The 13,907-nt window shown below is 64.5% G+C and carries 10 protein-coding genes and 1 tRNA gene; 8 read left to right on the forward strand and 3 right to left on the reverse strand.

All coding sequences use genetic code 11. The features are described from left to right. The first annotated feature begins 24 nt into the window (after positions 1–24). Positions 25–858 carry an N-acyl homoserine lactonase family protein gene (locus tag VK804_RS26540; RefSeq protein WP_325375753.1) on the forward strand — a complete coding sequence of 278 codons (834 nt, stop codon included), beginning with the start codon at positions 25–27 and terminating at the stop codon, positions 856–858. A gap of 88 nt (positions 859–946) precedes the next feature. On the opposite strand, the gene VK804_RS26545 is transcribed toward VK804_RS26540, so the two are convergent. After that, complete coding sequence (locus tag VK804_RS26545; protein ID WP_325375755.1) at positions 947–2,284, reverse strand: MFS transporter; 1,338 nt, start codon at positions 2,282–2,284, stop codon at positions 947–949. A 334-nt stretch (positions 2,285–2,618) separates the two neighbouring features. Between VK804_RS26545 and VK804_RS26550 the strand changes: the two genes are divergently transcribed. Beyond that, positions 2,619–4,211: a gamma-glutamyltransferase family protein gene (locus VK804_RS26550; protein WP_325375757.1), complete on the forward strand. Its 1,593-nt coding sequence runs from the start codon at positions 2,619–2,621 to the stop codon at positions 4,209–4,211. Positions 4,212–4,326: 115 nt separating this feature from the next. On the opposite strand, the gene VK804_RS26555 is transcribed toward VK804_RS26550, so the two are convergent. Then, positions 4,327–4,401, reverse strand: a tRNA-Asn gene (locus VK804_RS26555). Between the two features lie 265 nt (positions 4,402–4,666). On the opposite strand from VK804_RS26555, the gene VK804_RS26560 reads away from it, so the two are divergent. The 5 genes from VK804_RS26560 to VK804_RS26580 all read left to right on the forward strand — a co-directional run bounded on the left by VK804_RS26560 (position 4,667) and on the right by VK804_RS26580 (position 11,312). Then, positions 4,667–4,846 carry a hypothetical protein gene (locus VK804_RS26560; RefSeq protein ID WP_325375758.1) on the forward strand — a complete coding sequence of 60 codons (180 nt, stop codon included), beginning with the start codon at positions 4,667–4,669 and terminating at the stop codon, positions 4,844–4,846. 162 nt (positions 4,847–5,008) lie between these two features. Then, positions 5,009–5,674, forward strand: coding sequence for a protein-L-isoaspartate O-methyltransferase (locus tag VK804_RS26565; protein WP_325375760.1), 666 nt, complete (start codon positions 5,009–5,011; stop codon positions 5,672–5,674). Between the two features lie 204 nt (positions 5,675–5,878). Next, positions 5,879–7,285, forward strand: coding sequence for a TolC family outer membrane protein (locus VK804_RS26570; protein WP_325375762.1), 1,407 nt, complete (start codon positions 5,879–5,881; stop codon positions 7,283–7,285). A 283-nt stretch (positions 7,286–7,568) separates the two neighbouring features. Continuing rightward, positions 7,569–8,306: a DUF2497 domain-containing protein gene (locus VK804_RS26575; RefSeq protein WP_325375763.1), complete on the forward strand. Its 738-nt coding sequence runs from the start codon at positions 7,569–7,571 to the stop codon at positions 8,304–8,306. A gap of 138 nt (positions 8,307–8,444) precedes the next feature. Continuing rightward, the gene (locus VK804_RS26580; protein WP_325375765.1) at positions 8,445–11,312 is read left to right on the forward strand and encodes a valine--tRNA ligase; all 2,868 of its coding nucleotides are present in this window, start codon (positions 8,445–8,447) and stop codon (positions 11,310–11,312) included. A gap of 75 nt (positions 11,313–11,387) precedes the next feature. On the opposite strand, the gene VK804_RS26585 is transcribed toward VK804_RS26580, so the two are convergent. Next, entirely contained in the window at positions 11,388–12,236 is an 849-nt protein-coding gene (locus VK804_RS26585) for an outer membrane protein (RefSeq protein ID WP_325375767.1), read from the reverse strand. Between the two features lie 289 nt (positions 12,237–12,525). Here VK804_RS26585 and VK804_RS26590 point away from each other — a divergent pair, with 289 nt between their 5' ends. Next, complete coding sequence (locus VK804_RS26590; protein ID WP_325375769.1) at positions 12,526–13,368, forward strand: SAM-dependent methyltransferase; 843 nt, start codon at positions 12,526–12,528, stop codon at positions 13,366–13,368. Positions 13,369–13,907 lie beyond the last annotated feature (539 nt).

Below are 13,907 nucleotides of genomic sequence, written 5' to 3' on the forward strand. Positions count from 1 at the left end.
ACGCGAAACGGAGCGGAAAACATCATGACCGAAATCGATTACGAGCTATTTGCCATCCGCTATGCCACCCGCGACGCGCAACGCAGCGCGCATTTCATCGGCGGCGATCCGCATGACGGGCCGATGCCGATGGATTACTTCGTGTGGGTCGCGAGGGGCGGCGGCCGGACCTTTGTGATCGACACCGGCTTCAACGCCGAAGTATCCGCACGGCGCCAACGCACTTTCCTGCGCGATCCCGTGGAGGGGCTCGCCGCCCTCGGCATCGATGCAAATGCGGTCGAAGATGTCATCCTCACCCATCTGCATTACGACCATGTCGGCAATTTCGACCGCTTTCCGAAAGCGCGGTTTCATCTGCAGGAGCGCGAACTGGCCTATGCTACCGGGCGCTACATGCATTATCCCAGGCTGTCGCATTCCTTCGAGGTCGAGGATATCTGCGGTATCGTGCGGCTGAACTACGCCCGTCGCGTGCTGTTCTACAATGGCGACGCCGAACTCGCGCCCGGCCTGAGCGTGCATGCGGTCGGCGGTCATTCGGCGGGGCTGCAATTCGTCCGCGTCAAGACGGCCCGCGGCTTTGTCGTGCTCGCCTCCGACGTGACTCATTTCTATGAGAACATGGCCAGCTCCCGTCCCTTCACGACCGCCTTCCATATCGGCGAAATGCTGGAGGGATTCGATCGCCTGCTCGCACTCGCCCCCGACGAGAGCCATATCGTCCCCGGGCACGATCCGCTGGTCATGAAACTCTATCCCGCCCCGAGCGCTGAACTCGAAGGCATCGCGGTGCGCCTCGACGTGCCGCCCTCAGGCAAAGCGCCGAGCCGCGCGGACTATTCGGGCGGTCACTGAAGACGGTTTGAGGTTGCTCTCGATCACAGGGCATCCCGCGCGTGCCGCGTGGCGCCCGGCCTGATGCGGCCGGGCGCGCGGGGACGCTTCAGGCGTTGCCGTAGTTCACCTCGTGGGCAATTTCCTTGTTGGTCTGGTCGGGGAGCAGCAATGCCGCGCAGATGCTGATCGCTGCGCAGACGCAGACGTAGAGACCGATCGGAAACGCGGAATGATAGGTCGAGAACAGCCAGGTCGAGACGAACGGCGCCGGGCCGCCTGCGATGATCGAGGCGAGCTGATAGCCGATCGAGGCGCCGCTATAGCGCAGCCGCGGCGTGAACGCCTCCGCGATCAGGGCTGCTTCCGGGCCGTACATGACCATGACGGGAATGAACGAGAGTGCCACGGCAATGAAGATGAGCGTCGGATCCTTGGTGTCGAGCATCGCGAAATAGACGAAGGTGAACGCGGCAACGAACACGCAGCCGCCAATGAAGACTGCCCGGCGGCCGACGCGATCCGAGAACCAGCCGGCGATCGGCGCCGTGATGAAGCCGAGGAATGTCATGGCGACGAGTCCCGAGAGCAGCAGATTGCGGGAGGCCCCCACCACCAGCGTGCCGTAGGTGAGCACGAAGGCGTTGAAGATGTATCCGGGGGTCTGCTCGGCCATCCGCAGCAGCGCGGACAGGATCACCTCGCGCGGCTGACGCTTCAGCACTTCGATGATCGGCGCGCGCTCGATCTTCTTCTCGGCGACGAGGCGTTGGAACACCGGGGTCTCGAGGATGCCGAGACGGATCCAGAGTCCGATCGCTACCATGATGATGCTCATCAGGAACGGGATGCGCCAGCCCCAGGCCAGGAATTGGTCGCCCGAGTACCAGCTGAAGAACAGCACCGCGACGTTGGCGAGGAACAGTCCCGCCGGCGCGCCGAATTGCGGCCATGAGGTGAGGAAGCCGCGGTTCTTGTTGGTCTGGGCCCACTCCATCGCCAGCAACACCGAGCCGCCCCATTCGCCGCCGACGCCGATGCCCTGGATCAGGCGCAGGAAGGTGAGGATGACCGCCCCCCAGATGCCGATCTTGTCGTAGCCCGGCACCAGGCCGACCGCGGCGGTCGCAATGCCCGTCATCAGCAGGGTCACGATCAGGGTCGCCTTGCGGCCGATGCGGTCGCCATAATGGCCGAAGATCACGGCCCCGATCGGCCGGGCGACGAAGCCGATGAAGTAGACGCCGAACGCCTGCAGCGTGCCGATCCAGGGGTCGGAGCCGGGGAAGTAGACCTTGTTGAAGACGAGGCCAGTCACCGTGCTGTAGATGAGGAAGTCGTACCATTCGATGGTAGTCCCGACGGTGCTCGCGATCACGGCACGGCGCAGGGCCGACTGATGTTCGACTTCCGACATTGAACCGGGGGCAATGGTCGTCGCAGTCATGGTGCTTCCTCCTCGTTATTGTTCGATGGCGTTTCCCTGTGCTTTCAGTGATGTTTGTTGATTTGTGTTGGCATTCCCGTCAGCGGGAACGCGACGGGATCATGAACCAACTCGGCGCGTTGGGCTAGACCTCTGGTTGGCAAATTCCGTCGTCGGTCCGCCCGTTAGCCGACACGCTTATCGGAGGCGTCAATGTCGGCCTTTCGCGCTGCGGCGGACCAGTGCAGGCAAGACGGCCGCGTCTTGCTGCGGATTTTGACTGTCAGCGCGCGGCCTCGTAGAACACCAGCATGGGTGACCATCCACGTTCCCGACGATCTCGCGATGCGACAACATGAGCGACCAGTTCAGCAATACTCAGCGAACCCGCAAATCGGCAGTTATCTCCGGCGGCGGCATCGTCGCCGCACAATCACGTAGAGCGGCCGAGGTCGGCGTCGAGGTGCTGGCGGCCGGCGGCGACTGCGTGGACGCGGTGATTGCGACCACCTTCGCGCTCGGCGTGCTGGAGCCTTGGATGAGTGGCGTCGGCGGTGGTGGGGCGATGGTGCTCTACCGCGCGCGTGAGAACCGCTATGAAGTGATCGATTACGGTATGCGAGCGCCGGGCAGCCTCAGTCTCGACGACTATCCGCTGGCGGGCGATGATGCCGCTTCCGATATTTTTCCCTGGGCGCGGGTCAAGGACGATCGCAATCTTCACGGTCCCGGTTCGATCGCCGTGCCCGGCGTGGTGGCGGGCATGGAAGAAGCTCACCGCCGCCACGCGAAACTGCCCTGGCAAGAGTTGCTGGGACCCAGCGTCGATCTCGCCGGCGAAGGTCTACTGGTGGATTGGTGGACCACGCTGATGATCGCCAGTTCGGCAGCAGATCTGCGACGTTACCCGGCGAGCGCGACTGCCTATCTCCAGGACGGCCTGCCGCCGAATGCGCAGTGGGGCATCAAGTCCAGCGTCCGCCTGCCGCAGGAAGGGCTCAGGGCCACCTTGGCCCATCTGGCTGCGCAGGGACCGCGCGATTTCTACCAAGGCGATTTGGCGCGCAGCCTTGCGTCCGACGTGCGAGCAGGCGGGGGTGCCCTGTCGGTCGAAGACCTCGCTTCCTTCCGCGCCTATTTTCGGGAGCCGCTGACAATTCCTTATCGGGGCGGCAAGGTTTACGCGACGCCGGAACTCACCTGCGGCCCGACCTTGGCCCATGCCCTGCGCCTGCTGGGACAGAGCCTGAAACCCGAAGGCGGCGCGCCAGATGCGTCGGCCTACACGGCCTATGCCCTGGCGCTGCAATCAGCCTACCGGGAACGGTTACAGGATATGGGCGACGCCGACGGCCGCCGCGCACTTGGCGCCGAGCATCTGGCGCCTGCCTGCACCACGCATTTCTCGGTGGTCGATCGCGAAGGCAACATGGCGGCGGTGACGCAAACCCTGCTGTCGACCTTCGGCTCCAAATTCGTGCTGCCGCAAACCGGCGTGACGATGAACAACGGCATCATGTGGTTTGATCCCAAGCCGGGCGGAACCAATTCGTTGGAGCCCGGCAAGCGTTGCCTCACCAATTACACGCCGGTGCTGGCTCGGACCGCCGATGGCCGGCGGCTCGCCCTCGGCGCCTCGGGCGGGCGTCGCATCCTGCCGGCGGTGACACAGATGCTGTCCTTCGTCATGGACTATGGGATGGATCTCGACGCTGCGATCCATCAGCCTCGTATCGATGCCAGCGAAGGCGCGGTGGTGATCGGCGACGTGCGTCTGCCGGCACAAACGCGAGAAGCGTTGCGGGCGCGGTTCGACTACGAAGAGGCGCGCATCCAGACCCTGCCGATGAAGTTCGCTTGCCCAAGCATCGTTCTGCGCAAAGGCGGGACCAACAGCGGCGCCACCGAGGCGTTCCAGCCGTGGGGTGACGCGGTGGCCGAGGTTTAGCTAGGAAGCGTACGGCCCCAACCGGGACGGTTACGGGGAAGCCGTTATTTTACAGGGCTAACTTTGCGCTTATGGGAGGTTCGCCAACGGTCCTGAACGGGGCCAAACGGCCAACTGGCTCCCCGGGCTGGATTCGAACCAGCGACCATTCGATTAACAGTCGAATGCTCTACCGCTGAGCTACCGAGGAATAGGGCGAAACAGGCGTTCGCACGCGGGCAGCGTATAACAAAGCCGTTACGGCTTGCAAAGGACGAAATCGCAGGCTCGGGCGCGGTGTCAATATCGGGCCGGAACTATCTGGACCACAAGGATTTGTCGGTCCGGTCGCGCCTCCGCAAATGGCTTCGAGGCGCCTGACCGCTCACGTTTCCGTGCTGCGAAATGCCGCCAAATCGACTTATTCCGTGACGAGCCTCGATGGTGCCGGGGTTTTCGTCACGGAAGGTGATTCGATGTCAGACATCCAGAGCGCTCTCGAACGACCGATGCCCTCGATCGTTCCGTGCGACGTCCCCGCGATGAGTGACGATGAATGCCTGGTCCGGCTCGCGCAGGCCGTCAGGGAGCACGATGCGGCAGATCTGGACGAGGTGGCGCGCCTGATCGCGCGGCTCGCGGTGACGATCGAATAGGGCGATTGCCGCGGATCAAAAGCGGCCCAACCGACAAGAGCGGATCGCGGGCTTCGCCTCGCGATCGGCGTTGCGTTTTAGTGAAGTTTGTACCAGAGATGTGGCCGCTTCCAGCTCCCGCAAGCGAGGGGCTTTGCCCGCGTTATCCCTGAGGGTCCGCCCATGTCCGGATTTGCCACCGCGCGCCAGAAAATGGTCGACGGCCAGGTGCGTCCCAGCGACGTCACCGACCTCCGGATCATCGATGCCATGCTGACGGTGCCGCGCGAGGCGTTCGTTCCGGAGAACCTGCGGGCGCTCGCCTATCTCGACCTCGATCTCGATGTCAGCGATGGGGGCCCGGTGAAGCGGTTCCTGATCAAGCCGGCGGTCATTGCGAAGATGCTGCAGGCCGCCGAGATCGGGTCCGCCGACAAGGTACTGGTCGCAGGTTGCGCGACCGGATATGCGGCGGCGCTGGTCGCTATGCTCGCCGGGCAGGTGATCGCAACCGAAACCGACCCGGGCCATGCCGCCAAGGCCGGGGAAATCCTGGCCGGGCTCGGGCTCGGCAACGTGACCTTTCGCCCTGCCGAGGCCGCTGCCGGGGATCCGGCGGATGCGCCCTATGACGTGATCGTGCTGGATGGCTCGACCGAGATCACACCCGAAGGGCTTTATCAACAGCTCAGGGAAGGTGGCCGGCTGGTCGGGGTTTTCGGGATCTCCAAGCCGCCCCGGGCCATGATCGTGACCCATTCCCACGGCGATTTCGGCCATCGGGCTCTTTTCGACGCGGTGGCGCCGGTATTGCCCGGCCTGGAGCGCCGCCCGGCGTTCGTTTTCTAGCCGCCTGGCGCTGTTAAAATCCCGTTCTGAATCAGAAGTGTGGCCCGGAAGCTGCAGGTGGAGAGTTTCCACCGGCGTACCCCGGCGCGGGGTTCCGCCGCGCCTGTGCGGGGCATAAGGTAGGGCGGGATACTGACTCGGAATGAAGCGTAACCCGGTTCAAGCGCGCGCGAATCGGCCAGCGACAAGAATGGATTACCAGGGATGCGTGGGGTAAAGTTGGTGACCGGAGCTGCGGCTGCGGTCCTCCTGATGGCGTGTATGGGCCCGATGCCCGCCCTGGCCGACACCATCGAGGCCGCGCTGGTGCGTGCCTACCAGAACAATCCGCAGCTCAATTCGCAACGCGCCCAGGTCCGATCCACCGACGAGAACGTGCCGCAGGCGCTTTCCGGATATCGCCCGAAAGTCGCGCTCACGGCCAGCGCCGGCGAGCAATATACCGACACCAACACCACCTCGGGCGGCTCGCCGAACGGCATCGTGCGGTCCGAGTTTCACGGCGTCGACGCGCCGCGCAGCGCCGGCCTGACCGTCACCCAGACGCTCTTCAACGGCCAGCAAACCGCCAACAAGACCCGCGTGGCGGAGAGCCAGGTTTCCGGCTCGCGCGAGGCGCTCCGGGTGCTCGAACAGACGGTGCTGCTGTCGGCCGCCACCATCTACATGGACTATCTGCGCGACGCCGCGATCGTCGAGGTCCAGAAGAGCAACGTGCGTGTGCTCGATCAGACGCTGAAGCAGACCCGCGATCGCTTCAATGTCGGCGAGGTGACGCGCACCGACGTCGCGCAATCGGAAGCACAGCTCGCCGCCGGCAAGACCCAGCTGCTCGCCGCCGAAGCAACCCTGGTCACGACCAAGGCGAATTTCCGCCGCATCATCGGCAACGAACCGGAGGCCTTGGCGCCGGGCTCGCCGGTCGATCGCTACCTGCCCGCCACGCTGCCTGGCGCGGTCGATCTCAGCCTGATCGAGAATCCGAACGTGACGGCGGCGATGTTCGGCATCGACGTCAACTACCTCACGGTCAAGGTCAACGAAGGCGCGCTGTTGCCCACGATCAGTCTGCAGGCTGCGGTCTCGCAATCCTACGAACAATCCATGACCATCTTCCGCTCCTTCGGCGCCTCCGCGGTGGCGCAGATTTCGGCGCCGATCTATCAGGGCGGCGCCGAATATGCGCTGATCCGCCAGTCCAAGGAAAACCTGGCGCAGCAGCGCCTCGTCCTGGAGCAGACCCGCGACCAGACCCGCGCCAACACCGTGACCGCCTGGGGGCAGCTGGTGGCGGGCAAGGCGCAGGTGGCTTCCGCGCAATCCCAGGTGACGGCGTCCGAGATCGCGCTCAACGGCGTGCGCGAGGAGGCCAAGGCCGGTCAGCGCACCACGCTGGACGTGTTGAATGCCCAGCAGGCGCTGGTCAATGCGCGCGTCGCGCTGGTCACCGCGCAGCATGATCGCGTGGTGGCGTCCTATGCGGTGCTGAACGCGATCGGGCGGCTGTCGCCGCAGGTGATGAACCTGCCGACCGACGTCTATGACCCGAGCGTGCATTATCATCAGGTCCGCGACAGCTGGTTCGGCGTTCGCACGCCCGACGGACGCTGATCGCCGTAGGACACCGCCGGCGTTTGCCGGCGCGTTGCTTGCAATCAAATATTGCCGTGACATACCTTTGATATAGGCAGCAGAGCGATTCGCGCCGCATGCTCTGTGGGACAGGCCGCGCGCCACGGTGCCCCGTGCAGGGGCGGGCTGCGCCTGATCGGTCGCGCGGCGCTTGATCTGGGGACAAGTCAGGCTTGTGCGATGAAATTCCCGCACCGCATATCCGGAACCGGCAAATCACCCTTGGCTTGGTGTAAAACGTGCGGATGATTTGGAGTCGGAGATGACGCAGCCTGCAAAGGTCCAAGAGCCCTCGATGGAGGAGATTCTGGCGTCGATCCGGCGTATCATCGCCGACGACGAGGCCAAGCCGCCGGCCGGCGAGAAACCGCCGGCGACCGCCGCCGAACAGCCTGCGAAACCTGCCGCGCCGGCCGCCAAGCCGGCAATGAAAGACATTCCGCCGTCGGCGATAGCCCCGGCCGCGAAGCCGGCGCCGCCGCCCGCGAAACCAGCTCCGGCTGCGCCCGCGGCCGCCGTGTCGAACAGCCAGGACGACATCGACGCACTTCTCAACGGCCTCGATGAAGCCACCACGCCCGAGGAGATCCGACCCCCTCTGCCCGACGGCGAGGTGTTCGAACTCACCGACGACATGGCGGTGGCGCCGCCGGAACCGCCGCAGCCGGCGTTTCACAAGGTCGAGCCCCACGACGACATCGAATTTGCCGAAGCCACTGCGGCGAGGGCGCTGCACCGGCCGCCGGTGTTCGAACCGCCGCCGCTCGAAAGCAGCTCGCCACCGCCGCCGATCCTGTCGCGCTCGACGGTGTCGGCGGTCGAATCCGCCTTCAATACGCTGGCCCATACCGTGCTCAGCAACAATGCGCGGACCCTGGAAGACCTGGTCAAGGAAATGCTGCGGCCGATGCTGAAGTCGTGGCTCGACGACAATCTGCCGGGGCTGGTGGAGCGGATCGTCAAGGCCGAAATCGAGCGGGTTTCGCGCGGACGCCAATAGGCCGGCCGCTACAAGGCTTTAACGGCCGTTGTTCAGCCACTACATCGCCCTTTATCGGAGCTTTCAGCCTTCCCGTCGTGTTGACTTGGCGCGCGGCTGCGGCTTTCTAGCGCCTCCATTCCCCATGATTGCACCGCCATGATCGAGAAGAACTACCAGCCTGCCGATATCGAAGCCCGCATGTCCGTGATCTGGGAGGACAGCCGCGCGTTCCGCGCCGGCCGCCCCGATCGGCGCGATGCCAGGCCGTTCACGATGGTGATCCCGCCGCCGAACGTGACGGGCTCGCTGCATATGGGGCACGCGCTCAACAACACCATTCAGGACATCCTCTGCCGCTTCCAGCGCATGCGCGGCCGCGACGTGCTGTGGCAGCCCGGCACCGATCACGCAGGGATCGCCACCCAGATGGTGGTCGAGCGGCAATTGATGGAGCGGCAGCAGCCGGGCCGTCGCGAGATGGGGCGCGCCAAATTCCTCGAACGCGTCTGGCAATGGAAGGCCGAGAGCGGCGACGTCATCATCAACCAGCTCAAGCGCCTTGGCGCCTCCTGCGACTGGTCGCGCGAACGTTTCACCATGGACGAGGGGCTGTCGCGCGCGGTGATAAAAGTGTTCGTCGAACTGCACCGCGAGGGGCTGATCTACAAGGACAAGCGCCTGGTCAATTGGGATCCGAAACTGCTGACCGCGATTTCCGATCTCGAGGTGCAGCAGGTCGAGGTCAAGGGCAGCTTGTGGTATCTGCGCTATCCGCTGGAAGGCAAGAGCTTCAATCCCGACGATCCCAGGAGCTTCATCGTGGTCGCCACCACGCGCCCCGAAACCATGCTCGGCGATACCGCGGTCGCGGTGCATCCCGACGACGAGCGCTATGCGCATTTGGTCGGCACACACGTCATCCTGCCGCTGGTCGGCAGACGGATTCTAATCGTCGCCGACGATTATTCCGATCCCGAAAAAGGCTCGGGCGCGGTCAAGGTGACGCCGGCGCACGATTTCAACGATTTCGAGATCGGCCGCCGGCACAATCTGCCGCAGATCAACGTGTTCGATCAGGAAGCAGCCCTCAACCTCGTCGGCAACGAGGATTATCTGCGCGGCTTGCCGGAAGGCGCCTCCCAGCTTGCCGAGGAATTGCACGGCCTCGACCGTTTTGCTGCGCGCAAGCAGATCCTGGCGCGGCTGGAGGATTTCGGTTTCCTGGAGCGGGTCGAGCCGAACACGCACATGGTGCCGCACGGCGATCGCTCCGGCGTCGTCATCGAGCCCTATCTGACCGACCAGTGGTACGTCGACGCCAAAACGCTGGCGCAGCCGGCAATATCTGCGGTGCGCTCGGGCGCCACCAGTTTCGTGCCGAAGAACTGGGAAAAGACCTATTTCGAGTGGATGGAAAACATCCAGCCCTGGTGCATCTCGCGCCAGCTCTGGTGGGGCCACCAGATTCCCGCCTGGTACGGGCCGGACGGCAAAGTGTTCGTCGCGGAAACCGAGGAGGAAGCGGTCGGCAATGCGCTCGGCTATTACGTCGAGCAGGAAGTCATCACGCAAGAGCAGGGGCGCGAGATGGCGCTCGACCGCAACAAGCGCGCGGACTTCATCATGCGCGACGAGGACGTGCTCGACACCTGGTTCTCTTCCGCACTGTGGCCGTTCTCGACGCTCGGCTGGCCCGGCGATACGCCTGAGGTGAAGCGCTATTATCCGACCGACGTGCTGGTGACGGGCTGGGACATCATCTTCTTCTGGGTCGCGCGGATGATGATGATGGGCCTGCACTTCATGAAGGACGCGCCGTTTTCGACCGTCTACATCCACCGCCTGGTTCGCGACGAGAAGGGCGCGAAGATGTCGAAGTCGAAAGGCAACGTCATCGACCCCCTCGGCGTCATCGACGACTATGGCGCCGACGCACTGCGCTTTGCACTGGCGCGCGGGGCCGCGCACAGCCACGACATCAAACTCTCGCCGCAACTGGTTGAAACCAACAGGAATTTTGCAACCAAACTGTGGAATGCCTGCCGTTTTGCCGAGATGAATGCCTGCGCGCTGCCGGACGGTTTCGATCCGACCAGGGCGAAGCAGACGCTGAACCGCTGGATCGCGCACGAGACCGCGCACGCCACGCGCGAAGTCACCGAGGCGATCGAAGCCTACCGTTTCAACGACGCCGCGAATGCGATCTATCGCTTCGTCTGGAACGTCTATTGCGACTGGTATCTCGAACTCGCAAAGCCCGTGCTGCTCGGCGAGGAGAGCGACGCCAAGGCCGAGACGCGGGCCATGGTGGCCTGGGCGCGCGACGAAATCCTGAAACTGCTGCACCCGTTCATGCCCTTCATTACCGAAGAGCTGTGGGAGGTGACGGCGAAACGCGACGGCCTGCTGGCGCTGGCGCCGTGGTCGCTGAAAGAGAGCGCAGTGACGGCGGAAGAACTGGCGCTGCTGGCGACCGCGAGCCCGACCGATCCGCTGATCCCGCCTGTTCTGCTGGCATTCGACGCCGCCGACTTCAGCGACCCCGCTGCCGAAGCCGAGATCGGCTGGGTGGTCGATCTCGTCACGGCGATCCGCTCGGTGCGCGCGGAAATGAACATTCCGCCTTCGACCTTGACGCCGCTGGTGCTGGCGGGCGGCTCCGCCGAGACCAGGGAACGCGCGCCGCGCTGGAGCGACGTCGTCAAGCGCATGGCGCGACTATCGGACATTTCCTTCGCCGATCGTGCGCCGGAGGGCGCGGTGCAGCTATTGGTGCGCGGCGAGGTCGCGGCGTTGCCGCTGAAGGGCGTGATCGATCTTTCGGCGGAAAAAACCCGGCTCGACAAGGAGCTGACGAAGGCCGAAGCCGACATCAAGCGCGTCGATGCCAAGCTCGGCAACGAGAAATTCGTCGCCAATGCGCCGGAGGAAATCGTCGAGGAGGAAAAGGAAAAGCGCGAGGCGGCGGTGGCACGGAAAGAAAAAATCCTGGAAGCGCTGGAGCGGCTCAAGAAAGCCGTATAGCGGGACGGATCGATGCTCGACCGCGAGCGGTCGCGGCCGGCTTGTCCCGACCGCGTCTGCCATCAAGCAGTCTGATCAATAGCGCGCGACCACCGGTCCGCCGAAGCGGTAGTTGAGGCGCGCGGTCACCTGGTCGACCGTCAGCCGCGCATTGGTCGCGCCCGTCGCCAATATGCCGCCGAGCCCATCGGGGATGACAAGCGTGACGCCCTGCGAGCCGAAGTCCGAGTGGCGATACTCGCCGGCTACGCTCCAGTTCCTGTTGAACGCCCACTCGATACCGCCGCCCAGCGTCCAGCCCCAGCGCGTGGTCGAGCCGCTGCCGGGCGAGGAGAACGTTCCTGCGGGAAGGCCAATGCCGGGTCCGTTGATGACCGTGACCGAGGTCCCGCCGACGCCGGCGGCGGCGCCGCCGCCGGTGACGTAGAACAGCGCTCGATCCGCGGTAAAGCCGATGCGCCCCCGGATCGAGGCCATCCAGTCCACACGGCCGAAATTGGCCGTCACGGTCTGGCTGACGGGAACGTTGAGGACTGGAGGGCCGAAGGTGCGCGTGGCGCTGGCGCTCGAGCCGTTCAGACTGGTGCCGGTCGCGTCCGCCTCGAGACCGAAGAGAAATTGCCTGACCTGCCAATTGTATCCGATCTGGCCGCCGCCGACGAACCCGCTGCGGTTGCCGCCCGCCGAGGCAAGCGTGCCGATCTGCGCCGGGATAACCGTGATGATGGGGGCCTGCGGCGGAAAGACGATAAAGCCCGGCCACAGTAGTCCGTTGTAGGGGTCTGAACTGCTCGGGCTCCAGCCGCCGCCGGCGTTGAGGCCCACATAAAAGCCGGTCCAGTCGGAAGCTGGAGCCGCCACTATCGGCGGTGGCGCCTTTATCGGCATGTCGGCGGCAGTCGCCGCCACGATGCCGCCCAACATGACGCTTCCCGTTACTGCAGCAATTGCCAGCATGCGCATATTGGCCCCCCGGCTGTGTCGGCGCACCCCCCGGCGCCAGAATCGCCGCTAGTCTATGGGCGGCCGTGCTCGAAGGCTGTCGTGCACGCGCAACAGTTGAAATATTTTGACACAATCACCGCGGTATCGCGCCACCGGCCGGCCGGTAATGTCGAGGCTTTCGACCGATATCGCCAGCATGACGCGATTGCTTTAGGGGTGATGGCGGCCGGATCGGGGTAGTCGCCATGATCCGCTGCGGGGAAGTCAGATGCAGCCAGGCGAGCCCAGTAAAACCGCGCGCGGCGCGGCCGCCTATCGCGCTATCCATCAGACGCTGGAGGCCGGCTCCATCTTCAGCGATCCCTTCGCCATCAGAATTCTCGATGATGAGACCCGCGCCGGCCTCGAGGAGAGCGCGGCCGATCCGGCGCGCCGGCCGATGCGCCTGTTCATCGCCGCGCGCAGCCGCTTCTCCGAGGAGGCGCTGGCGGCTAGCGTGGCGCGCGGCATTCGTCAGGTCGTGGTGCTGGGCGCTGGGCTGGATACGTTTTCGCTGCGCAATCCCCATGCCGGTGTCCGCGTCTTCGAGGTCGATTATCCGGCCACTCAAGCCTGGAAACGCGAACGCCTGACGCAGGCAGGGTTGGCGGTTCCAGGCTCCCTCACATTTGCGCCCGTCGATTTCGAGCGTCAGAGCCTGACCGATGGGCTTGATGCCCCCGGCTTTCGGGCCGATTTGCCCGCGTTCTTCCAATGGCTCGGTGTCGTGCCGTATTTGACCCGTGAGGCGATCGCGACGACGCTCGATTACATTGCCGCCGTGCCGGACTCGGAAGTCGTGTTCGACTATGCCGAACCGTTTGCAAACTATTCTGAAGGCCGCCGCGAAAAGATCATGGCCATGGCGGCGTCGGCAGCGTCAAGAGGCGAGCCGTGGCTCAGCATGTTCGATCCCGGTGAAATTTCCGAACTGCTGCGCGAAAAGGGCTTTGAGACGGTCGAGGATCTTGGCGTGGCTGACCTGGCGAACCGCTTCTACGGGGATTTGAAGAAGGGCCTCAACCTCGGGCCCGGCGGCCACGTGATCAGGGCGAGCAGGCGGGCCGCATGAGGATTTTCCTCGCGGGCGCGACCGGCGTGATCGGGCGGCGGCGTTGTCGTCATTCCGGGACGTGAATGAAATGACCGAACCCGGAAGCTCGAGATTCTCCGATCTGCGATTGCACATCGCAGTTCGACGTCATCGGCGGAGGCCGGACCCGCTGGCATCGCCCCGGAATGACGCAAGGGGCAGGATGCCTGACCAAGTTCGAAATATCTCAAAAAAGATTATGAAAGACAGAAATAGAGCTTGCACCCCACCCAAATCACTTCTATATTCCGCGCTGTCCCGCCCCACCAAAGGGGCGTTGCGCAACGTCAACAACGCGGGGCGGGATGCGGTGGACGCCGACGATGCTCCTGACGGGGGCACTTGAGGCGGACGGCAAAGACGTGTGGGCCTGGCACCTCGACGCTGGTGTCAAGTTCGCGTTAAGGCACGCGGGCGACGGTGGCCAACAAGCCCGAAGCACCGGGGCGAGCACGTAGCAGCCGTTAAAACCATTGCGTGGGGAATGCCGGGTGATACCGGTGTGACCTGTGGTGACT

This window comes from Bradyrhizobium sp., assembly GCF_035484855.1.
Taxonomy (GTDB): Bacteria; Pseudomonadota; Alphaproteobacteria; order Rhizobiales; family Xanthobacteraceae; genus Bradyrhizobium.